Origin of the sequence: Rhizobium sp. Root483D2 (assembly GCF_001426685.1) — a bacterium.
GTDB lineage: Bacteria > Pseudomonadota > Alphaproteobacteria > Rhizobiales > Rhizobiaceae > Pararhizobium > Pararhizobium qamdonense.
The window spans coordinates 1205-22022 of the sequence record NZ_LMFB01000005.1; the positions used below are offsets into that span (position 1 = coordinate 1205).

Genomic DNA, 20818 nt, shown 5'->3' on the forward strand with positions numbered 1-20818 from the left:
CCCCGAACAAGGCCGCGTGCACAAGTTCAACGACAAGGGGCTGGCAATCCGATGACACGGCTTACGGGGAAAAGCGCTCCGGTAGCGTGTGCCCGGCCGCAGCAAAAAAGGGACCGGCCGGGCACAAAATGTTTGGCCGGGTGAGCCTTGCAAGCATGAACAACCAGCGGCTGTCCGGCCATGGCTGAGCGGCGATATAAATGGAATTGGATTTCCTTATTTAGATTATAAAAAACATAGATTATCTGTATTTGCGCGGATTTGCGGCTATTTTGTTCCGGCTTTGGCGGTGTTTTCAACCGCCGCCTGTCTGGAAACTGGAGATATCCATGGCCCGTCAAATTCGCTTCAACGCTTTCGACATGAACTGCGTTGGCCACCAATCGCCGGGATTGTGGTCGCATCCGCGCGACCGGTCATGGAAATACAAGGACCTCGACTACTGGCAGGATCTCGCCCGCACGCTCGAGCGCGGCGTCTTCGATGGCATCTTCATTGCCGATGTCATCGGCTACTATGATGTCTACAAGGGCACCAATTATCACGCGATCCATCAGGCGGCGCAGATCCCGGTCAACGACCCGCTGCAGCTCGCAGCACCCATCGCGCTCGCCACCGAACATCTCGGCATCGGCATCACCGCATCGACCTCGTTCGAGCACCCCTACACCTTTGCCCGCCGGCTGGCGACGGCCGATCATCACACCAAGGGCCGTGTCGGCTGGAACATCGTCACGTCCTATCTGGAAAGCGGCGCCAAGAATATCGGTCAGGGCGGGCTGCGCGGCCATGACAACCGCTACGAGGTCGCCACCGAATATGTCGAGGTGCTCTACAAGCTGTTCGAGGGCAGCTGGGAGGAGGGGGCGGTTTTGCGCGATCGCGAGAACCGCATCTTCACCGACCCCAGCAAGGTCCACGAAATCGGCCACAAGGGCAAATATTTCGATGTGCCCGGCTATCACCTCAGCGAGCCGTCGCCGCAGCGCACCCCGGTTCTCTACCAGGCGGGCGCTTCAGGTCCGGGCAAGACATTCGCCGCCGGTCATGCCGAGTGCATCTTCGTCGCCGCACCGACGAAATCGGTGCTCAAGGGCTATGTCGCCGACATCCGCGAACGCATTGCCCAGGCCGGGCGCGATCCGAAGAAGGTGTTCATCTACACGCTGATCACCATCATCACCGACGAAACCGAAGAGAAAGCGCAAAAGAAGTTCGAGGAGTACAAGAGCTACGTCTCCTATGACGGCTCGCTCACCTTCATGTCCGGCTGGAGCGGCATCGATTTCGGCCAGTACGCGCCGACGGACGTGGTCAAGAAGATCGAGACCAACGCCATCCATTCCTTTGTCGAACATATTGCCGGTGGCGATACGTCGTGGACGATCGACGAGCTTGCGCAGTTTGGCGGCATCGGTGGCATGGGGCCCGTCTTCGTCGGCTCGCCTGAGCGGATTGCCGATATCCTGCAGGAATGGGTCGAAGATACCGGTGTCGATGGGTTCAACATCGCCTATGCGGTGACACCCGACAGTTTCGAGGATGTCGTCGGCCATATCGTGCCGGAACTGCAAAAGCGCGGCGCCTATCCCACCGCTTACAAGCCGGGCACGCTGAGAGAAAAGCTCTTTGGCGATGGCCCCTATCTGCCCAAGACCCATCCGGCCGACGGCTACCGTGACATCGAGGCGGTCAAGGCGCGCCAGCTGCAAGGCGAGCCCAAGCTGAAGACGGTGGGTGCGTGATGGGGGACACACTTCTCGAACGCCACGCAAAACCGGCCGCAGGCCTTTACCATCAACCGGAAACGAATGCAGGAACGTCAGTGAGCCAGGTCGATTTGGTATGGGGCGCCGGGCCAAGCCCGCGCTATGAAACACTGGCCGCAGGTTTCCGGCCGCTCTTTGCCCGCATCGCTGAAGGTGCGGTGCAACGCGAACTCGAGCGCGGCCTGCCGCATGAGCAGATCGGCTGGTTGAAACAGGCCGGTTTCGGAGCCTTGCGGCTTCCCGTTGCAGAAGGTGGGCAGGGGGCGACGCTGCCGGAATTTTTCAATCTTCTCATTGAGTTGTCGGAGGCGGATTCCAACATCACGCAGGCGCTTCGCGGTCATTTCGGCTTTGCCGAGGATATCGTCAACAAGGCCAGCGGCGCGTGGCGAACCCGTTGGACCGAACGCCTGGTGCGCGGCGAAATCGCCGGTAATGCCTGGACGGAAATCGGCGAGGCAAAGCAGGAAGGCTTTTCGACGCGCGTTTCCGGAAAAGACGGCAAACTGGTTCTGAACGGCACCAAATATTACACGACAGGTTCGCTGTTTGCCGACTGGATCGATGTCGGAGCGAGCAATGAGGACGGGCAGGGCGTTGCCGTCTCCGTGCGCCGCCATGCCGACGGTGTCGAGGTGATCGACGACTGGGATGGTTTTGGCCAGACGCTGACGGCCAGCGGCACGACGACCTTCACCAATGTGCACATCTCAGCCGACGACGTCATCATCGACGAAGAGAAATTCCGGTATTCCGCCGCTTTCTACCAGCTGGTGCATCTGGCAACGCTCGCCGGGATCGGCCGTGCGCTGACCAATGATGTCTCAAAGGCCGTGGCTGAGCGCCGCCGGACCTATACCAATGCGGCCGGCCCCCGTTCGAGCCAGGACCCGCAGGTCCTGCAAATCGTCGGCCGGATCCGCAGCAACGCCTATGGCGCCAGCGCCATCGTCCTGCAGGCGGCGCAATCGCTGCAGCGGGCCTTCGATGCGCATTTTGCGGGTGATCCCGAAGCGGAGGAGACGGCAAATGCCGTTGCCGAGCTGGAGACCGCCCAGGCACAGACCGTGGTTTCGACGCTCATTCTTGATGCAGCAACCATCGTCTTCGATGCGCTCGGCGCGTCGGCCACCAAGAAGCCGTCAGGGCTTGACCGGCACTGGCGCAATGCGCGGACGCTCGCATCGCACAATCCGCGCATCTACAAGGACCGCATCATCGGCGATTTCTCCGTCAACGGCACCTTGCCGCCCTATCAGTGGCGCATTGGCCTGAGTGCGGTCTGACCCGTCATGATCACGCTCGAAAACATCAGGAAGGATTTTCCCGGAAAGACCGGGGCCGTCACGGCACTCGATGGCGTCAACCTTTCGATCGCCAAGGGAGAAATCTTCGGCATCATCGGCTCCTCCGGCGCTGGAAAATCCACGCTGGTCCGGCTGATCAATCTGCTGGAGCGCCCGACCGGCGGCGAGGTGATCGTCGACGGCCGCGCCGTGACGGATTTCAAGGGCGGGGACCTGCGGGATTTGCGCCGTCAGATCGGCATGGTGTTTCAGCATTTCAATTTGCTCAGCGCCCGCACGGTCTTCGGCAATGTCGCCTATCCGCTGGAACTGACCGGCGAATACGGCCGCCACGAGATTGCGGACAAGGTCAAAACCTTGCTGGCGCGGGTCGGGCTTGAAGCCCATGCGCAAAAATATCCGCGGCAATTGTCGGGCGGCCAGAAGCAGCGGGTGGGGATCGCCCGCGCCCTTGCCTGCGCGCCGAAAGTTCTTCTGTGCGACGAGGCGACCAGCGCGCTCGACCCGCAGACCACGGGCTCGGTGCTTGAGCTTTTGCGGCAGATCAACCGCGACCTCGGCGTGACCATCGTGCTCATTACCCATGAGATGGATATCGTTCGCCGCACCTGCGATCGTGTCGCGGTCCTCGACCATGGGCGGGTTGTCGAGACAGGGCCGGTCACGCAGGTCTTCCTGCATCCGCAACACGAGGCGACGTTGAAACTGGTGCGGGAAGCCGAACCCGATGGCGGGCTTTTGAGCAATATCGCAGCCGCCGGCGTGTCGGGGCGGATCGTGCGGCTGACATTCCTCAACGATGCGGCGCGCAAGCCGCTGCTTGGCAAGATTGCCCGCGAACACGGCGCCGATTACCAGATCCTCGCCGGCCGGGTGGGCAATATCCGCGACACCCCCTATGCGCAATTCACCGTGTCGCTCTCCGGGCAGGATGTCGCGGGCGCCATTGCCGGATTGCGCGCCGGCGGCGTCACGGTCGAAGTCCATGGCGGTGAGCTCCATGACGCGGATGGGGAAAAGAGGCCTTCGCTGACGCCCTTGCCGGCTCTGCACAGGGACGGAGGCCTTCGTCATGTCGTTTGAGAACCTCTACTGGGCCGATATCGTCAAGGCCCTGTCGCAAACGCTGGCCATGGTCGGGGGCGCGCTGTCCTTGACGGTGCTTCTGGGGCTGCCTCTGGGAATTCTCCTATATCTGACCGGACGCCAGCAGATCTTTTCGCAGCCGCTTGCCTATGGCGGTCTGTCCTTCGTCCTGAACATCATTCGCTCCGTCCCCTTCATCATCCTTCTGATTGTCCTGATGCCCATTACGGTGATCGTCACCGGTACGTCGCTTGGCATTCGCGGCGTGATCTTTCCACTGGTGATCGGCACGGCTCCCTTCTTTGCGCGGCTGGTCGAGACGGCGCTGCGCGAGGTCGATGGAGGGATTATCGAGGCGAGCCAGGCGATGGGCGCCTCTACCACGCAGACGATTTTCCGCGCGGTCCTGCCGGAGGCCCTGCCGAGCCTTCTGGCTGCGGTGACCGTCACGGCGATCGTTCTGGTCGATTACACCGCCATGTCCGGCGCGATCGGCGGCGGCGGTCTTGGAGACCTGGCGATCCGCTATGGCTATCACCGCTTCCAGACGGAAATCATGCTGGTCTGCGTGGTCATCCTCATCGTCTTCGTCCAACTCATCCAGGCGGCCGGCAACCGGCTCGTCTCCCACTTTTCCCGAAAATGAACCCATATAGGAGGATACGCATGCGCATTCTGAAAACTCTGACCTTCGCGGCCGCTATGGCATTCGGCCTGTCGCAGGCGGCAAAGGCTGCCGATACGCTCATCGTCGGCGCGACCGCCATTCCGCACGCGGAAATCCTTGAATTCGTCAAGCCGATCGTCGCCAAGGAAGGCCTCGACCTCGATATCCGCGTCTTTACCGATTATATCCAGCCGAATGCGCAGCTCGTTTCCGGCGAACTCGACGCCAATTATTACCAGTACCGGCCGTTCCTCAACGATTACAACAAGGAGCGCGGAACGGGTCTCGTCCCGATCGTTCCGGTTCACATCGAGCCGTTCGTCGCCTATTCCACCAAGATCAGCGCGATCGACCAACTGGCCGATGGCGCGACGGTGGCGATCCCCAACGACCCCGTCAACGGCGGGCGTGGCTTGCTGCTGTTGCAAAAGCTCGGGCTGATCAAGGTCAGCGGCAAGCCGGAACTCACCTCGCCGGACGACAAGCTGCCGACCCTCAAGGACGTGGTGGACAACCCCAAGAACCTGAAGATCGTCGAGCTTGAATCGGCACTTTTGCCGCGCGCACTGGGCGAAGTCGATCTCGGCGCGCTGAACGGCAATTATGTGTTCGAGGCCAAGCTTGATCTGTCCAAGGCGCTGCTGATCGATCGCGGCCAGGATGGCTACAATGTCTGGAGCGAATATCTGGTCACGCGTCCGGAAACCAAGGATGATCCGCGGATTGCAAAGCTTGCAAAGGCCTTGAACAGCGCCGAAACGCGCAAGTTTATCGAGGACCGTTACAAGGGCCAGATCGTCGCTGCCTTCTGATTTAACGCGGCCTTACGAACCTGGCGGTGCTTCTGGCTCCGCCAGGGTTTTCACGATGCAACACCAGCCAAAGACGGTTTTCCATGAGTAACTCTGCCACTGCCGCAGCCATTCTCGCAACACCCCTGCTGCCGGGTGACACCGGATGGGTTCCGGCAAAACCGGCTATTGCGGCCCACGTGATCCGTGACGATGCCGAGGCACTTGCCGTCGCAGCACAGCTCAAGCCACTGTTTGCGGCCGAGGCGGTCGAGCGGGACCGCGAGCGGCGGTTGCCTTTTGCCGAGGTCGATCTGTTTTCGCAAAGCGGGCTTTGGGGCATCACCATTCCCAAGGCGTATGGCGGCGCCGGCGTATCCCAGGTCATGCTTGCCAAGGTCTTTGCGACGCTGGCATCCGGCGACCCCTCCTTGACCCAGATCGCCCAGAACAGCTTCGAAATCATCGATGTGATCCGGTTGACCGGAAGCGAAGCGCAGAAACGCGATCTTTTCGGCAAGGTGCTGGCCGGGCAGCGGCTCGGCAATGCGTTTTCGGAATTCAAGGGCAAGAATGTCGAGGCCTTCGAGACGACCTTGAAGGCGCATGGCGACGGCTATGCCGTTCAAGGCCAGAAATTCTATTCGACCGGGGCGCTGTTTGCCCATCTCGTCCCCATCGTCGCGCTTGATGAGGACGGGCATGTGGTGGTCGCCGTCGCCGACCGCGATGCACCCGGCCTCACGGTCGTCAACGACTGGTCCGCCTTTGGGCAGCGGACGACTGCGAGTGGCACGGTCATTATCGACAATGTCCTCGTCGATGCCGCGCGCGTCCTGCCAGCGCATATCGTTTATGAACATCCAAGCGCTGTCGGACCGCAGAGCCAGCTGATCCACGCGGCCATCGATGCGGGCATCGCCAGAGGCGCTATCGAAGCGACCATAGACCTCGTTCGCAATCATGCGCGTCCATGGATCGATAGCGGCCAGGCGCGCGCCTCGGATGATCCCTATACGATTGCGGCAATCGGCGATCTGAAAATCAAGCTGCATGCCGCCGAGGCCCTGTTGGAGCGCGCCGGCCTGCAACTCGATGCCACGATCGCTGAGGTCAGCGAGGAGACGATCGGTCTGGCCAAGATCGCGGTTGCCGAAGCCAAGGTGCTGAGCACGGATATTGCGCTGCTTGCCTCGTCCAAACTGTTCGAACTTGCCGGAACGCGCTCGACGCTGGGCGTGCACAATCTCGACCGTTTCTGGCGCGACGCGCGCACCCACACGCTGCACGATCCCGTGCGCTGGAAACTGCACGCGATCGGCCAGTTCTATCTCAACGACATCCAGCCGCCGCTGCATTCCTGGATTTGACGGAGCGGGCGGGTCGGAATTTTGCTCAGAGGTTTTCTTTCAGCAGAACCTCAATCCGGATCTTTTCCTGGGCGGCAATCGGGTCGCGCAAGTCGGCGCGGGCGCGCATGATGCGCACGGCACTGCGCACCGCGTGGCCGGGGTCCTGCGCAATGATGGCGTCGATGCGTCCGGTGCGCAGGGCTTCCTCGCTGAACGGCGTGCGCTCATGAACGACGACGGTGACCTTTTGCAGGTCGGCGTGCTCTGAGATCGCCGAGACCGGGATGCGGCTTTCCGGGCTCATCACATAGGCCGCCCTGATATCATGGTGACGCGCAACGACATTTTGAATGATCGCGGCGGCCCGGCTCCTATCCCCATAGGTTTCAAGTGATGGCAGGGCGCGCAGATGCGGAAACTGTTCGTTGATGATGCTGTCGAACCCGCGGCGGCGCTCGATACTGTCGCGCGCCACCATGGTTTCGGCGACGATCATGATCTTGCCGGGCTCTTTGCCGAGAAAGCGGCCGATGATCCGGCCGGCCGTGGCGCCTGCGGCGAAATTGTCGACGCCGACAAAATCGGCGGTTTTCAATTTTTCCTGGCCGGATAGAAATTGCACAAGATGAATGCCGCGTGTCATCAGACGGCTTAAAGCGTCGCGCACCTGTGGCGATTCCGGGGCCATCACGGCGACGCCATCCACCTCTTCGGTTTCGATCGCCGCCAGATGCCGCGACAGTTGGTAGGGATCGTCGGTCGCAATCTGATCGACAGTGATCTCGGTCAGATCGGACTTGAGCGTCCGGCTGGCTTCCCCGACGCGGTTCAACAGTTCCAGCAGGTACTGGTCTCCCTTGCTGGGCAGGACGAAGCGGAACCGGTAGATCTTGTTGCGGGCAAGGGCCACGGCCGCAAGATTGCGGACAAAACCAATTTTTTCAATGGCTTCCTGAACCCGCCGCGAGGCTCGGGCACTGACATTCGGCCTGTCGTTCAGCACCCGGTCGACAGTTGCCAGGCTGACGCCGGCGGCTTCCGCCAGATCCTTCGCGGTGGGTCGTATCATCGAATGTCTTTCCGTTTCTCACGCATCGTCCACCGCCGTTTTCCAACAGTTTGCGCAAAAAAGCAAGAAATTGAAGTGCGCACCTCAAAATCATCTTGCATTGAGGTGCGCACCTCAGTTATACCATCCTAACGACGGCGGCACAGACGGTCGATGGACTGCGAAGCCGGATGTTGGAGGGAGGGCTGGCTTTTGAGCCGGTCTTGAATAGTGCTCGAGGAGAGCATTCAGACACATGCCGATGGAGGTCGGAGTGTCACTAGGGAGGAGATTTCATGCCACGTTCATATCTGAAATCGGCAGTTGCGGCCGGCGTCGTGACCGGTCTCGCGTCGTTCGGCGCGACGACATCCGCGCAGGCTGAAGACCTAACTTTGTGCTGGGCGGCATGGGATCCGGCCAATGCGCTGGTATCGCTCAGCAAGGATTTCGAGGCCAAATCGGGCAACACGATGCATTTCGAATTCGTTCCCTGGCCCAACTTTGCGGACCGCATGCTCAACGAGCTGAATTCGGGCGGCAAGCTTTGCGATCTGATGATCGGCGACAGCCAATGGATCGGCGGCGCTGCGGAAAACGGCCAATATGTGAAGCTCAATGATTTCTTCGACAAGGAAGGCATCAAGATGAGCGATTTCATCCCGGCGACCGTTACCGGCTATTCCGAATGGCCCAAGGGAACGCCAAATTATTGGGCGCTTCCCGCTTTCGGCGATGTCGTCGGCTGGAGCTACCGCAAGGACTGGTTCTCACGGCCCGAACTCCAGGCCGAGTTCAAGCAAAAATACGGGCATGATCTTGCCGTTCCCAAGACCTTTGAAGAGCTGAAGCATATCGCGGAGTTTTTCCAGGGCCGGGTGATCGACGGCAAGACGGTCTATGGCGCTGCGATCTATACCGAGCGCGGCTCCGAAGGCATCACCATGGGCGCGATGGACGTGCTGTACAGCTACGGTTTCGAATATCAGAACCCAGACAAGCCCTATGAGCTTGAAGGATATGTCAATTCCGAGAAGTCGGTGAAGGGCCTGGAATTCTACAAGGAACTCTACAATTGCTGCGCTCCTCCCGGATCGTCCGATGCCTATATGTCGGAGAATATCGACGCCTATAAATCCGGCCAGGTGGCGCTGCAGATGAACTTCGCCTTCACATGGCCCGGCATCAATGCCGACCCCAATGTCGGCGGTGACAAGTCCGGCTACTTCCCCAATCCGGCCGGACCGGATGGCAAGCAATTTGCCCAGCTCGGCGGCCAGGGCATCTCGGTGGTGGCCGTTTCCGAAAAGCAGGATGCAGCGCTTGAGTATATCAAGTGGTTTGCCCAGCCCGACGTGCAAGCCAAGTGGTGGCAGCTGGGCGGCTACTCCGCTCTTCGCGCCGTGGTCGAGGATCCGGGATTTGCCAAGAGCCAGCCCTATGCCCAGACCTTCCTGGATTCCATGGCCATCGTGAAGGATTTCTGGGCAGAGCCGTCCTATGCCTCGCTGCTGCAGGCATCGCAGAAGCGTTTCCATAACTATGTCGTTGCCGGCCAAGGCACCGCCAAGGAAGCACTCGATGGCCTTGCGGCCGACTGGAAGGCGATCTTCGAAGACGAGGACAAGTATTAGGCGCCCGCCGCCTGAGCTTTCTGCGGGTGAGAGTGCCCGCGCAGGACCGGCTGGTGGCCGGCCGGTCCTTGTGAGTGATGCTGCTTCTGATTTGAGGGGAATACCATGCTCGATTCACCGGCCGGCCAGGCTGTGGGCGAAACGCCGCCCGCTCTGCCCGAAAGCAGTGGCGTGTCCAAACGCAATGGTGTGTCCAAGCGCAACCGGGGGCTCTCGGATAGAGCGATCGCCTGGCTGTTCGTGGCGCCATCCATTTTCCTGCTGCTCGCCGTCAATATCTTTCCCTTGATCTGGACAGTCCGGCTGAGTTTTACCAATTTCCGCGTCAACCGCCCCAATGCCGAGGTGCAGTTCGTCGGACTGAAGAATTACATCAGCGTCCTCACTGACGGCGATATCTGGCAGACGATGCAGGCGACAGCGCATTTCCTGATCTGGACGATCGTCCTGCAGGTCCTGATTGGCTTCGCGCTCGCCTATCTGATCAACAAGAAATTCCGCGGCAACGACCTGTGGACGACGATCATCGTCCTGCCGATGATGCTGAGCCCTGCCGTCGTCGGAAATTTCTGGACCTTTCTCTACCAGCCGCAAATCGGCCTGTTCAATTACGCGGTCGGCTATCTCACTGGAACCGACCCATCCGCCTTCTCGATGATCGGCGATGTTGCGCTGGCACCTTGGGCGATCGTCATCGTCGATACCTGGATGTGGACGCCGTTCGTCATGCTGATCTGCCTTGCGGGCCTGCGCTCCATACCCAGCAGCATCTATGAGGCGGCCGAATGCGACCGCGCCAGCAAATGGCGCCAGTTCTGGACGATCACCATTCCCATGGTGCTGCCGTTCCTGATGCTGGCCGTGCTGTTCCGGGGGATCGAAAACTTCAAGATGTTCGACCTCGTGGTTCAGCTGACCGGGGGAGGGCCGGGCTCGGTCACGGAACTGACCTCCATCAACCTGAAGCGCGAAGCGTTTGAGAAATGGCGCACGGGATATGCGTCGGCCTACGCGGTCATCCTGTTCGTGACCGTCTTCGGCCTCGCGTCGATCTACGTCAAAGCGCTTAACAAGGTGAAGCAGAGATGAGCAGCTATTCCGTCACAGAGCCTTCGGCTCGTCAGAAATGGGCTGCCGGAACGCTTGTCGTCCTCTATGCCCTGATCACCATCCTGCCGCTGCTATGGATCATCGCGACAAGCTTCAAGTCGCCGTCCGACGCCATCGCCTATCCGCCCAAGACCCTCTTCGAGCCGACCCTTGAAGGCTATGTCAACCTGTTCACCACGAGGACCCGGGCGACCGAACAGGATTTGAAGGAACTCGGCGAGCCCAACACCTGGTATGACCGCATCGTGCGCAAGGACGGGTTCATCATTGCCGGCCCGTCGCGCTTCCTGGAGCGGTTCTCCAATTCGATGATCATCGGTTTTGGCTCGACCGTTCTGTGTATCGTTCTCGGGACGGCCGCAGCCTATGCGTTTTCGCGCTTCAAGGTGCCGCTGAAGGATGATCTGCTCTTCTTCATCCTGTCGACGCGCATGATGCCGCCGATCGCGGTCGCCATCCCGATTTTCCTGATGTTCCGGTCTCTCGGGCTGAACGACACGCATGCCGGCATGATCCTGCTCTATACGGCCGTCAACCTGTCGCTGGCCGTCTGGCTCTTGAAGGGGTTCATCGACGAAATCCCGATCGAATACGAAGAGGCGGCGCTGATCGATGGCTACACGCGCTTTCAGGCTTTCTACAAGGTCGTCCTGCCGCAGGCCATGACCGGCATTGCATCGACGGCGATCTTCTGCCTGATCTTTGCCTGGAACGAATATGCCTTTGCCGTTCTCCTCACATCGGGCACGGCCCAGACCGCACCGCCCTTCATTCCCACCATCATCGGTGTCGGCGGCCAGGATTGGCCGGCTGTGGCGGCCGGTGCGACGCTGTTTCTCGTGCCCGTCATGATTTTCACGATCGTCCTTCGCAAGCATCTGTTGCGCGGCATCACATTTGGAGCTGTCCGCAAATGACCGAATTCATCAAGGGTATCAGCGGCTTCAAGCGTGGCGCCTGGGAGATGCTTGCGTCGATCCTCATCGCGCTCGGCGTCTTCATGCTGATGCAGCCGTTTTCGCTGTCGCTCTACTCGGCCTCCTTCATCGTCACCCTGGTGGGCACCGTGATGTTCATCATCGTCAGTCATTTTCCGGAGTAACCATGGCACAGATCAGAATTCAGAATGTGCGCAAGGAGTTCGGAGCCTTCACGGCCGTCCAGTCCTCCTCGTTTACGGTGGAGGACGGCGAGTTCTTCATGCTTTTGGGGCCGTCCGGCTGCGGCAAGACGACGACCTTGCGGATGATGGCGGGCCTCGAACTGCCGACCAGTGGTGAAATCTACATCGATGGCGAGGAAGTCGGCATGAAGCCGGCCAGTCAACGCGACATCGCCTTTGTCTTCCAGATGTTTGCGCTCTATCCGCATATGAATGTGCGCAGGAATATCTCCTATCCGCTTCTGAGCCAGGGAATGTCCCGCACCGAGGCAAAAAGCCGTGTGGAAGAGGTCGCGCGTATTCTCAAGATCGAAAGCATTCTGGACCGGCCGGTTGGCGGATTGTCGGGCGGCGACCGGCAGCGTGTTGCGCTTGGCCGCGCGATCGTGCGCCGTCCCAAGGCCTTTTTCATGGATGAGCCGCTGGGCGCGCTCGATGCGGAGTTTCGCGAGCATATGGCCGAGGAGTTGCGCGCCCTTCACGACCGTATTGGCGCCACCACGGTTTACGTTACCCATGACCAGCTCGAAGCCATGCAGATGGGCGACAAGATCGTCGTGATGAACCATGGCGTCGTCGAACAGTTCGGCAAGCCGCAGGATATCTATGATTGGCCGGCAACCAAATTTGTCGCCAAATTCATCGGTTCCCCGGCCATGAATTTCTTCGACTTCGACGGTATGATCGGCACGGGCAGCGACGCTATCGAGCTCTCCGGACACCGGATCGATATCCCCGTGTCGAGGCAGGGTTTGAGCGGCAAGCTGACCATGGGCGTGCGGCCCGAACATATCCGCTTTTCCGATGCGTCGGCCTATCGCGGACGGGTGCTTGCCACCGAATATCTCGGCACGACGCAGATCGTCACGATGGCGACCCCCAACGGGGAGATCAAGGCGCGCACCCCGGCAAGGCAATCGGCAACGGCGGGGGAGATCATTGGTCTCGAATTCGACCGGCAAACCCTCACGGTCTTTGATGGCGTGAAGGGGCAGGCCTTGCTGTCTGAAGCCAATGAGAGGGTCTTGCGCCATGGTTGATGTCGTCCTGGAAAACGTGACAAAGACCTTTGCCGGCCACGCGGCGCTCAACAGCCTGTCGCTGACGATCCCCGGCGGTTCCTTCGTGGTTCTGCTCGGCCCGACCGGTGCGGGAAAAACCACGACGCTGCGTATGGTGTCGGGACTGGACAAGCCCGATAGCGGCAATATCTCTTTCGCCGGCCGTTCCGTTACAAACCTCACACCCGCCGAGCGCAATGTTGCAATGGTATTTCAGCAATATTCCCTCTACCCACATTTGACCGTTCGGCAGAACCTCGAATTCCCGTTGAAGTCACCGCTTTTGCGGACGCCGAAGGCCGAGATCGAGCGCAAGGTGAACGCGATTGCGGAGATGCTGCAGATTTCCCATAAGCTCGACAACAAGGCGACCAACCTTTCGGGCGGCGAGATGCAGCGCGTCTCGATCGGCAGAGCGCTTGTGCGCAATCCGCAGATCTATCTGATGGATGAGCCGCTCTCCTCGCTTGACGCCAAGCTGCGGGCTGACCTGCGCGTCGAGTTGAAGAGCATCCAGGCCAATTCCGGCGCCACTCTGCTTTACGTCACCCATGATCAGATCGAGGCGATGACGATGGCGACCCATATCGGCGTTCTCAACGAAGGCAGGCTGGTCCAGTTCGGATCGCCGCGCGAAATCTACGAGCGTCCGGTGAGCCTCTATACGGCAACACGGCTCGGGCAGCCGCGCATCAATGTGCTCGCCGCCGATACGTTCCCCGGCGCACCGCCGGGAGCCGTGAATATCGGCCTGCGGCCGGAGCATATTACGCAAGGCGAAGGTCAGGAGGCGCTGGTCAAACGCGTCGAGCATCTTGGCGATCAGACGCGCCTTCACCTGGTCTTCAAGACAAAAGACATCGTCACCGTGACCGAGGCCCACACGCGGCTGAGGAGCGGGGACATCGTCAAAATCCAGCCGGACAAGCCGCTCTACTTCGATGCGGACGGCATGCGCTTAAGCTAAGGGAAGAGATATGGCACAGTTTATCAACACGCGGGAAGACCTGGTCACCGAGGCGATTGATGGCCTCCTGGCCGTGAGCGGTGGCGCGCTAGTGCGTCTCGATGGTTACCCGCATATTCGCGTGGTCTTGCGCGGCGATTGGGACAAATCGCAGGTGGCGCTGGTCTCGGGCGGCGGCTCCGGGCACGAGCCGGCACATGCCGGTTTTGTCGGCAAGGGAATGTTGACAGCCGCCGTCTGCGGCGACGTCTTTGCCTCGCCGAGCGTCGATGCGGTTCTCGCCGGAATCCTCGCCGTAACAGGCCCCGCCGGATGCCTTTTGATCGTCAAGAACTATACCGGCGACCGGCTGAACTTCGGGCTGGCGGCGGAGCGCGCCCGGGCCTTCGGCCTCAACGTCAATATGGTCATCATCGGCGACGACGTCGCCTTGCCGGATCTGCCGCAGGCGCGCGGTGTGGCAGGAACGCTCTTCGTCCACAAGATCGCAGGCGCCCTTGCGCAAGGCGGCGCCGATCTTGAAACAGTCACGGCCGCCGCCCGCCGCGTCATATCCGGGGCAAAGAGCATCGGCATGTCGCTCGACACTTGCACGGTTCCGGGATCACCGAAAGAAGACCGCATTCCCGTTGGCATGGCCGAACTCGGCCTTGGCATCCACGGCGAAGCCGGTGTGGAACAGATCGCATTCACCGGCGCAAAAAACGCGATGCAGGCCGTGGCGGACAAACTGGCCGCTGCCATCGATGAGCGCCCGCATGTTGCGCTGATCAACAATCTCGGCGGCACGTCGGCCCTTGAAATGTCGGTCCTGACCCATGAACTGATTGGCTCATCGATCGGCAGCCGGATTTCGCATGTTGTTGGGCCGGCACCCATGATGACATCGCTCGACATGCAGGGCTTTTCCATCTCGCTCTATCCGGCCGATGAAGCCGATATCCAGGCCTTGAGCGCCCCGGTTTCCATTGCGGCCTGGCCGGGACTATCCACTGTCAAACCCATCCGGATCGACGTGCTGCCAGACGGCTTGACGCCGATCACGCCGCAGCCGTCCAATCACCAGGAGACGCGCGACTTCCTCGTCGATTGCTGCAAGGTCCTGATTGCAGCGGAAGAAGATCTGAATGCGCTGGATGCCAAGTCGGGTGACGGCGATACGGGATCGACACTTGCAGGCGCTGCACGCGCCCTCATCAATGCGATCGATCGCCTGCCGCTCTCGGACCATACCCAACTCTATCGCGCCATTGGCCAGGAACTGAACCAGACGATGGGCGGCTCCTCCGGCGTGCTGCTTGCCATCTTCTTTGCGGCGGCCGGAGACGCGGCCTCAAGCGGCCTGCCGATGGCGGATTCGTTAAAGGCAGGCCTTGCCCGCATGCAGGAAATCGGCGGCGCTGACCTTGGCGACCGGACGATGGTGGATGCGCTGTCACCCGCCCTCGATGCACTGGAGACGGGTATCAAACCGGCCGCCGCCGCCGCCCGCACTGGCGCAAACCGCACGGCGGGCATGCTCAAGGCAAAAGCCGGCCGTGCCGCCTATATCAATGCGAAACAGCTGGAAGGCCATATCGATCCGGGTGCCGAGGCAGTGGCACGCCTGTTTGAGCATCTGGCGAGGTGATTTGATCACGCAGGCAGCGGGGCAGGGCGTGCCGCCGTCAAAGGCGGCGGGCGTTGCTCCCGCAGGCCGTTTATCCGTTCGATGCGTGAGACGATGTGTCCATCCAGAGCACCCTGGAGGGACCTGTCAACAGAAGCCGTTCAGCTTCAGGATCTTGTGCGCCTCGATGGAGGCGCGAAGTTCGTCTTCCGAGGTCCGGTTTCCCTGATTGGCATCGGGATGATGCATTTTCAGCCGTTCCTTGTAGCGGGTCTTGATCTCCTCGGCTGTCGCATCGTGTGAAAGACCGAGTGTTTCGAACGCCTTGGCTTCGAGAACCTTGAGCTTGCGCACCTGGAGATTGGCCTTTTGCGCCTGGCGCTGCGCTGCATTTTTGCGCGCGTTCAATGCTTTTGCCGATCCGGAGCGAACGGTGGACGGGATCGGGATTTCGCTCGCCTGGTTGACGCTGGTCCCCCATGTCGGGCGCCCGCCCGTGGTCGCTTCCCGCTGGTAGCGTGCGATGTCGGCGTCAGACAGGCCGGTGGCGAAATTATATCCCTTGTTGTATTCCTTCACGTGCTCAAGACAGAACAGCAGATACAGGCCTTCCGCATCCCGCCCGACCGGCGCACGATGCGTGCCTTTCTTGTCGCAGCCGTCCCATTGGCATTTCGGGCCGGTGGGCTCGCTGTCGGGCGCCTGCTTTTTACGCGTGGATTTCAGGCCAACGAATATTTTCGAATCAAGTGTCATGGGACCTTTATGGAGGCAGAGGCCTCTTCTCGGCAAGAATGGATACGCTGGAAGAGACGCTTTAGCGAGAGCCGCCCTAACTTTCAAGCTTCAGGGACGCTTGGAAATCCGCAGATCTGCGCGCTGCAACCATGGGGGAATGTCCCCCGCCTGTTTCAAGCCGTCTTCGGCTCCATACCCCCGTCGAGGCTGCCGATAAGCGCCGAACTTGCCCGATTGAGACCGGCGACTTCAACGGCAATATCATGCAGCTTGAACCGCTGCACCACCTTGTCGAGTGCCGCGACGGCAGTAATGTCCCAGAAATGCGCGTCCGACACATCGATCAAAACCGTCATCCCCTCCGCTTCCTGAATATCAAAAGCCTCGATGAAAATATCGGCGGACGCGAAGAAGACCTGGCCGGACACGCGGTAGCGGATACGGCGAGCCTGCGCATCGATCCCGGTTTCGACGCGCAACAACCGGGCAACCTTGAACGTGAAGAAGACGCCGCTCAGGAGCACGCCGACCGTGACGCCCAGTGCCAGGTTGGAGCTGAACACCGTCACGATGACGGTCGCCACCATCACGGCGCTCGACATCTTCGGGTGAACAACCACCGAGCGCAGCGACGACCAGTCGAATGTATCGATCGACACCATCACCATGATGGCCACCAGTGCAGCGACGGGAACCTGCGAAACCCATGGCTTCAGCAGCACCATCAGGATCAGCAGGAACGCGCCCGCAAACAGGGTGGAGAGACGGCCACGTCCGCCATATTTGACGTTGCTGACCGTCTGGCCGATCATTCCGCACCCGGCGATCCCGCCAAACAGGCTGGCTGCGGAGTTGGCGATGCCAAGACCGGTGCATTCCCTGTTTTTCGAACTTGTGGTCGCCGTCAGGTCATCGACGACGCTGGCCGTCATCATGGATTCGAGCAGGCCGACCATGGCGATGGCAACGGCAGGGCCGGCGATGATGGTGAGTGTTTCCCAGGTCAGAGGCACGTGCGGCCAGCCGAAGACCGGCAGCGTATCCGGCAGCTTGCCAAGGTCCGCCACGGTCAGAACGGGAAGGTCCAGCGTGAACGATGCAACCGTCAGAACAAGGATGCAGATCAGCGGCGAGGGGATGACCGTGGTGATCCTTGGCACAAGATAGATCACGGCCAGACCGGCAGCCAGCATGACATAGGAAATCCAGTCGCCCCCGATAATATGCGGAAGCTGAGCCGCAAAGATCAGGATGGCCAGGGCATTGACGAAGCCGGTCCGCACGGAGTTTGACACGAATCGCATGAGCACGCCAAGCCGCAACACCCCGAAGAGGATCTGGATCATGCCCGCCAGAAGACCGGCTGCAAACAGATAGTGCAGCCCGTGCGCATGCACCAGCGGCGCCGCAACAAGCGCGACCGACCCTGCCGCCGCCGAAATCATCGCTGGCCGCCCGCCGGTAAAGGCGATGACGATACCGATGACAAAGGACGCAAACAAACCGACCTGCGGATCGACCCCCGCTACAAAGGAAAAGGCAATGACTTCCGGGATCAGCGCAAAGGTCGCGACAGCGCCTGCAAGCATGTCGCGTAAGGGATTGGCGGACCAATCCCGGCGGATGGATGAAAATTGCATGGGATACAGTCTCGCAAAGCATGACCGGCGCGCTGGTGAATGCGGCTCTCAAATCGGCATGCAGGTTTTGCGTTGTCTGGCGGATCGGCGGCCAGAAGAGCCACCCGGAATTCCACCGGGTCCGTGGTGATTGCAGGACTTATAAACCGGATTTTTGCAGCGACGCAATGCTCAAATCGGTGTGTCGGAAATTGAGAGTGAGGATCAGCGGCTCCCTCGCTAAATATATACCATATCTCCGCAAGCCGTTAGTGAGTACCGGCGTTTTCGGATGCTAGTAGACAACCTGCGCTGGGCATGTAAGGTAAATAATCGTATCGAACAAGTCATCTTGATTACGGCCCCTCAGCTCAAAACTTTTCCCTAAACGCATCCAAACCATTCTCACTCATCTGCTAAGTCCGTAAACGAAAGCTGCGATCCCCACACTAGCCGCAATTGCCAGTGGTTGAGACCGGATGTATTGGCGAATATCGTCGATCGCAGACTTCTTGGCTCGGGATGAGGCTTCCTGGGCATATGCTTCTAGTCGGGACTCCTCCGCTTGTAAGGCAGCCAAGCCTTGCCGTTTACCTGCGTTTCGATCCGTCGCTGCCAGCGCCTCATCGACAAGAGGAGCCGGCTCTTCTTCCGGCTTATGTGTTTTTACATCATCGGTCATGCTTACCCTCCTATTGCGTTTTCTCTGTGCCAGCGGGAGCCACGGACTGGGAATCTCCGCCTGTACCGGATTCGGCTGTCGGATCGCTGTCAGTGGGGGCGGGTTGCATTTTATCGCCTGCAGGCGGGGTGTTATCGATGACGTTTTGATCTGGTGGCGTCACGACGGCGTTTGTCTCGCTTGTGGCCGGCTGGGTGTTGGTTGCGGCATTGTTATCGATTGCCTCGCCATATTGTCCCACCACGGCCCAGGCAACGGCGGCCAAAAGCAGGCCGCCGATCAGCACCATCAGGACTGGTTTTCCCAATGGGCCCTGCCGCGTTTGCGCGGGGCTCGCTTGCACGACTTTTTCCGTCTCCGCTGTCGAGACCGTTTCGCCGCGTTCATCCTTATACGTTGCCATGATGGTTCCTTCCTGAATATCGCATGATGTAACCGTTGGTGGCGGTAAATGTTCCGTGTCTTGGCAGAGCATAGAGCTGCCGCTGCCCGGCCGGGAGAGAACTGCGCTTGCGTTGGCACATTGAGGATTTGTGGGAGGGCGCCGCCGCCGCCGATATCATCTTTTGGAGTACTTGCGGGGGAATGCAGGCGTGGAGAGCGAGGTGTGATCGCAGTCCTTGGCTAAGGCCCTTATCTCCGCCCGAAGATCACCAACGGCCTCTTGGTGTCTTAACCCATTGGGAGCGAGATAATCTGGCGCATTCCGTGGAACAATTGGAACGCGTCTAGGTTTCAACAGCCCGAATTCGATGATCTCAGTCGCGCTCAACACGCAGATTAAACGTGACCACCGCAATCTGGACAAGGTGGAACTGAATGCGCTTTCGCCCGATGTGGCCGAATTGATGAATGAACTATCACGTCCCAAAGATAGGCCGCTAGAACTGATGAAACCAAATTCCAGACCCCGGCGGCTCGTCGTCATCAGCGATTTTCAGGATGGGGAAGCGTTCGCTGCGCGCGTGCCCACAATCGAAGAACTTTGCGCAAAATGGCGGAGCGAAATTGCGGCGCAGCGTGCTGCAGATGTTACCCTGGGCCACGATTTCGAAGTGGAGGGCGGGTATATCGAGCGTTTGCCGCTGGCATGCGTCAAAGCTGGTATTGTCGATGCCGTCGAGATCTGGACCCATTGGCGCGGTGATGATCCGCCTTCGGCGGATGTGCGCCATGCGCCGCATCTGGTCCGGCGATCGTTTCAGCTCAATGGTCCGCAAGCGCCGTTCGCATCAAACGACATGCTTGCTCATATCCTAACGTTCGGTGCGCCGGATATTCTTTGCGTCTGGGGGCTCGGCGTGTCGGCGGAGATTCTGGCTGCCTGTGAAACGAGCTACAAGATTTACAATTCGATCGATGCGCCGGCCTTGCGGGTTCCGCCCGAGGTCAGCCGGCATTTCGATCTGGTGCTGACGGGGGCGCAGTGGCAGTCAGACGAGGTCACAGCCCGGCATCCCGGCATGAAAACCGCCATCCTGCCGATCGGTCCGGAATTTGCGTCCGACAGCATGTTTTATCCGATCGACGGGCCGAAACCCTATGACATCATCTATGTCGCCGCCGCTCAACATTACAAGCGGCACGACATTCTCTTCGATGCGATGGCAAAACTTCCACGGTCCATCAGCGCGCTCTGCGTCTTCGGTTATGGCGAACTCGGAGATGCCCTTCGGGAGCGTGCCCGTGACCTCCAGATCAATGTCGATTTCGTTGGGCCGCCGGGCGTGCCGTTTGTGCAGGTTAACCGGCTGATGAACCAAGCCAAAATCGGTGTCGTCTGCGGCGTCGATGATGGGGCTCCTGCCATTCTCACCGAATATATGCTTTCGGGCCTACCGGTGCTTGCCAACAGCGCGCTCAGCTGTGGACTTCAATACATCACACCGCAGACGGGACGGGTGGCGGCTTCAGGCGTTTTTCACGAGGGAATCCTGGATATGCTCGCAAGCCTTTCAGATTTTTCGCCACGGCAAGCCGTCATCGACAAATGGACCTGGCCTCATTCTGTGCGCAAACTACAGGCTCTGACAGGGCTTGGGATACATTAGAAATCTTTTAAGAGAGCTCCGGAACAAAGCCTTGGAATCGTAGTTCTCGTGCGTCTCTCAACAGCGGATGTGCAATGAATCTCTCCAGTTCGTTCTTTCAGACGTCACCAGCAGTTCCGGCTCGCAATGCTCCGCTGATTTGTTTTTCCCATCTGCGCTGGGATT

19 protein-coding genes and 1 other annotated feature are annotated in these 20818 nt (G+C 59.9%); of the genes, 14 read left to right on the forward strand and 5 right to left on the reverse strand.

The genetic code is table 11. From position 1 onward, the window contains the following. The first annotated feature begins 329 nt into the window (after positions 1 to 329). The 6 genes from ASD32_RS03610 to ASD32_RS03635 all read left to right on the forward strand — a co-directional run bounded on the left by ASD32_RS03610 (position 330) and on the right by ASD32_RS03635 (position 6990). A complete protein-coding gene (locus tag ASD32_RS03610) occupies positions 330 to 1745 on the forward strand; it encodes an LLM class flavin-dependent oxidoreductase (protein ID WP_060636543.1) in 1416 nt (471 codons plus the stop codon). A gap of 80 nt (positions 1746 to 1825) precedes the next feature. Beyond that, positions 1826 to 3055 carry an acyl-CoA dehydrogenase family protein gene (locus tag ASD32_RS03615; protein ID WP_060636879.1) on the forward strand — a complete coding sequence of 410 codons (1230 nt, stop codon included), beginning with the start codon at positions 1826 to 1828 and terminating at the stop codon, positions 3053 to 3055. A gap of 6 nt (positions 3056 to 3061) precedes the next feature. Beyond that, complete coding sequence (locus ASD32_RS03620) at positions 3062 to 4159, forward strand: methionine ABC transporter ATP-binding protein (protein WP_082546627.1); 1098 nt, start codon at positions 3062 to 3064, stop codon at positions 4157 to 4159. Then, entirely contained in the window at positions 4149 to 4808 is a 660-nt protein-coding gene (locus tag ASD32_RS03625; RefSeq protein ID WP_060636544.1) for a methionine ABC transporter permease, read from the forward strand. The genes ASD32_RS03620 and ASD32_RS03625 overlap by 11 nt, the downstream gene beginning before the upstream one ends. A 20-nt stretch (positions 4809 to 4828) precedes the next feature. Further along, positions 4829 to 5641, forward strand: coding sequence for a MetQ/NlpA family ABC transporter substrate-binding protein (locus tag ASD32_RS03630; protein WP_060636545.1), 813 nt, complete (start codon positions 4829 to 4831; stop codon positions 5639 to 5641). 83 nt (positions 5642 to 5724) lie between these two features. Continuing rightward, a complete protein-coding gene (locus ASD32_RS03635) occupies positions 5725 to 6990 on the forward strand; it encodes an SfnB family sulfur acquisition oxidoreductase (protein WP_060636546.1) in 1266 nt (421 codons plus the stop codon). A 25-nt stretch (positions 6991 to 7015) separates the two neighbouring features. Here ASD32_RS03635 and ASD32_RS03640 read toward each other — a convergent pair whose 3' ends face one another. Further along, positions 7016 to 8038: a LacI family DNA-binding transcriptional regulator gene (locus ASD32_RS03640; protein ID WP_060636881.1), complete on the reverse strand. Its 1023-nt coding sequence runs from the start codon at positions 8036 to 8038 to the stop codon at positions 7016 to 7018. Positions 8039 to 8316: 278 nt separating this feature from the next. Here ASD32_RS03640 and ASD32_RS03645 point away from each other — a divergent pair, with 278 nt between their 5' ends. The 7 genes from ASD32_RS03645 (at position 8317) to ASD32_RS03675 (ending at position 15584) form a co-directional block, all read left to right on the forward strand. Continuing rightward, the gene (locus ASD32_RS03645; protein ID WP_162252634.1) at positions 8317 to 9654 is read left to right on the forward strand and encodes an extracellular solute-binding protein; all 1338 of its coding nucleotides are present in this window, start codon (positions 8317 to 8319) and stop codon (positions 9652 to 9654) included. A gap of 105 nt (positions 9655 to 9759) precedes the next feature. Continuing rightward, entirely contained in the window at positions 9760 to 10743 is a 984-nt protein-coding gene (locus tag ASD32_RS03650; protein ID WP_060636547.1) for a sugar ABC transporter permease, read from the forward strand. Next, on the forward strand, positions 10740 to 11681 hold the full coding sequence (locus ASD32_RS03655; protein WP_060636548.1) for a carbohydrate ABC transporter permease: 942 nt from the start codon (positions 10740 to 10742) through the stop codon (positions 11679 to 11681). Before ASD32_RS03650 ends, ASD32_RS03655 begins: the two co-directional genes overlap by 4 nt. Then, complete coding sequence (locus tag ASD32_RS03660; protein ID WP_060636549.1) at positions 11678 to 11866, forward strand: hypothetical protein; 189 nt, start codon at positions 11678 to 11680, stop codon at positions 11864 to 11866. Before ASD32_RS03655 ends, ASD32_RS03660 begins: the two co-directional genes overlap by 4 nt. A gap of 2 nt (positions 11867 to 11868) precedes the next feature. Continuing rightward, complete coding sequence (locus ASD32_RS03665; RefSeq protein WP_060636550.1) at positions 11869 to 12966, forward strand: ABC transporter ATP-binding protein; 1098 nt, start codon at positions 11869 to 11871, stop codon at positions 12964 to 12966. After that, positions 12959 to 13954: an ABC transporter ATP-binding protein gene (locus tag ASD32_RS03670; protein WP_060636551.1), complete on the forward strand. Its 996-nt coding sequence runs from the start codon at positions 12959 to 12961 to the stop codon at positions 13952 to 13954. Before ASD32_RS03665 ends, ASD32_RS03670 begins: the two co-directional genes overlap by 8 nt. Positions 13955 to 13964: 10 nt before the next feature. Then, positions 13965 to 15584, forward strand: coding sequence for a dihydroxyacetone kinase subunit DhaK (locus ASD32_RS03675; protein ID WP_060636552.1), 1620 nt, complete (start codon positions 13965 to 13967; stop codon positions 15582 to 15584). A 126-nt stretch (positions 15585 to 15710) separates the two neighbouring features. Here ASD32_RS03675 and ASD32_RS03680 read toward each other — a convergent pair whose 3' ends face one another. The 4 genes from ASD32_RS03680 to ASD32_RS03695 all read right to left on the reverse strand — a co-directional run bounded on the left by ASD32_RS03680 (position 15711) and on the right by ASD32_RS03695 (position 19005). After that, complete coding sequence (locus ASD32_RS03680; RefSeq protein WP_060636553.1) at positions 15711 to 16319, reverse strand: J domain-containing protein; 609 nt, start codon at positions 16317 to 16319, stop codon at positions 15711 to 15713. Positions 16320 to 16474: 155 nt separating this feature from the next. Further along, the gene (locus tag ASD32_RS03685) at positions 16475 to 17941 is read right to left on the reverse strand and encodes a SulP family inorganic anion transporter (protein WP_060636554.1); all 1467 of its coding nucleotides are present in this window, start codon (positions 17939 to 17941) and stop codon (positions 16475 to 16477) included. Positions 17942 to 18011: 70 nt separating this feature from the next. Next, positions 18012 to 18067, reverse strand: a sequence feature (sul1 is cis-regulatory element that is thought to sense ions involved in sulfur or methionine metabolism; They are found in Alphaproteobacteria). Positions 18068 to 18329: 262 nt separating this feature from the next. Beyond that, positions 18330 to 18602, reverse strand: coding sequence for a hypothetical protein (locus ASD32_RS03690; RefSeq protein WP_060636555.1), 273 nt, complete (start codon positions 18600 to 18602; stop codon positions 18330 to 18332). Between the two features lie 10 nt (positions 18603 to 18612). Then, positions 18613 to 19005 carry a hypothetical protein gene (locus ASD32_RS03695; protein ID WP_060636556.1) on the reverse strand — a complete coding sequence of 131 codons (393 nt, stop codon included), beginning with the start codon at positions 19003 to 19005 and terminating at the stop codon, positions 18613 to 18615. Between the two features lie 349 nt (positions 19006 to 19354). Between ASD32_RS03695 and ASD32_RS30575 the strand changes: the two genes are divergently transcribed. Next, positions 19355 to 20653, forward strand: a complete 1299-nt coding sequence (locus ASD32_RS30575) for a glycosyltransferase (protein ID WP_244490094.1) — start codon at positions 19355 to 19357, stop codon at positions 20651 to 20653. The last annotated feature ends 165 nt before the right edge of the window (positions 20654 to 20818 follow it).

Bases quoted from the DNA above. Each gene is read 5' to 3' on its own strand.
- ASD32_RS03610 (WP_060636543.1), top strand. From the start codon at position 330: ATGGCCCGTCAAATTCGCTTCAACGCTTTCGACATGAACTGCGTTGGC.
- ASD32_RS03620 (WP_082546627.1), top strand. From the start codon at position 3,062: ATGATCACGCTCGAAAACATCAGGAAGGATTTTCCCGGAAAGACCGGG.
- ASD32_RS03625 (WP_060636544.1), top strand. From the start codon at position 4,149: ATGTCGTTTGAGAACCTCTACTGGGCCGATATCGTCAAGGCCCTGTCG.
- ASD32_RS03630 (WP_060636545.1), top strand. From the start codon at position 4,829: ATGCGCATTCTGAAAACTCTGACCTTCGCGGCCGCTATGGCATTCGGC.
- ASD32_RS03635 (WP_060636546.1), top strand. From the start codon at position 5,725: ATGAGTAACTCTGCCACTGCCGCAGCCATTCTCGCAACACCCCTGCTG.
- ASD32_RS03645 (WP_162252634.1), top strand. From the start codon at position 8,317: ATGCCACGTTCATATCTGAAATCGGCAGTTGCGGCCGGCGTCGTGACC.
- ASD32_RS03650 (WP_060636547.1), top strand. From the start codon at position 9,760: ATGCTCGATTCACCGGCCGGCCAGGCTGTGGGCGAAACGCCGCCCGCT.
- ASD32_RS03655 (WP_060636548.1), top strand. From the start codon at position 10,740: ATGAGCAGCTATTCCGTCACAGAGCCTTCGGCTCGTCAGAAATGGGCT.
- ASD32_RS03660 (WP_060636549.1), top strand. From the start codon at position 11,678: ATGACCGAATTCATCAAGGGTATCAGCGGCTTCAAGCGTGGCGCCTGG.
- ASD32_RS03665 (WP_060636550.1), top strand. From the start codon at position 11,869: ATGGCACAGATCAGAATTCAGAATGTGCGCAAGGAGTTCGGAGCCTTC.
- ASD32_RS03670 (WP_060636551.1), top strand. From the start codon at position 12,959: ATGGTTGATGTCGTCCTGGAAAACGTGACAAAGACCTTTGCCGGCCAC.
- ASD32_RS03675 (WP_060636552.1), top strand. From the start codon at position 13,965: ATGGCACAGTTTATCAACACGCGGGAAGACCTGGTCACCGAGGCGATT.
- ASD32_RS03680 (WP_060636553.1), bottom strand. From the start codon at position 16,319: ATGACACTTGATTCGAAAATATTCGTTGGCCTGAAATCCACGCGTAAA.
- ASD32_RS03685 (WP_060636554.1), bottom strand. From the start codon at position 17,941: ATGCAATTTTCATCCATCCGCCGGGATTGGTCCGCCAATCCCTTACGC.
- ASD32_RS03690 (WP_060636555.1), bottom strand. From the start codon at position 18,602: ATGACCGATGATGTAAAAACACATAAGCCGGAAGAAGAGCCGGCTCCT.
- ASD32_RS03695 (WP_060636556.1), bottom strand. From the start codon at position 19,005: ATGGCAACGTATAAGGATGAACGCGGCGAAACGGTCTCGACAGCGGAG.
- ASD32_RS30575 (WP_244490094.1), top strand. From the start codon at position 19,355: ATGATCTCAGTCGCGCTCAACACGCAGATTAAACGTGACCACCGCAAT.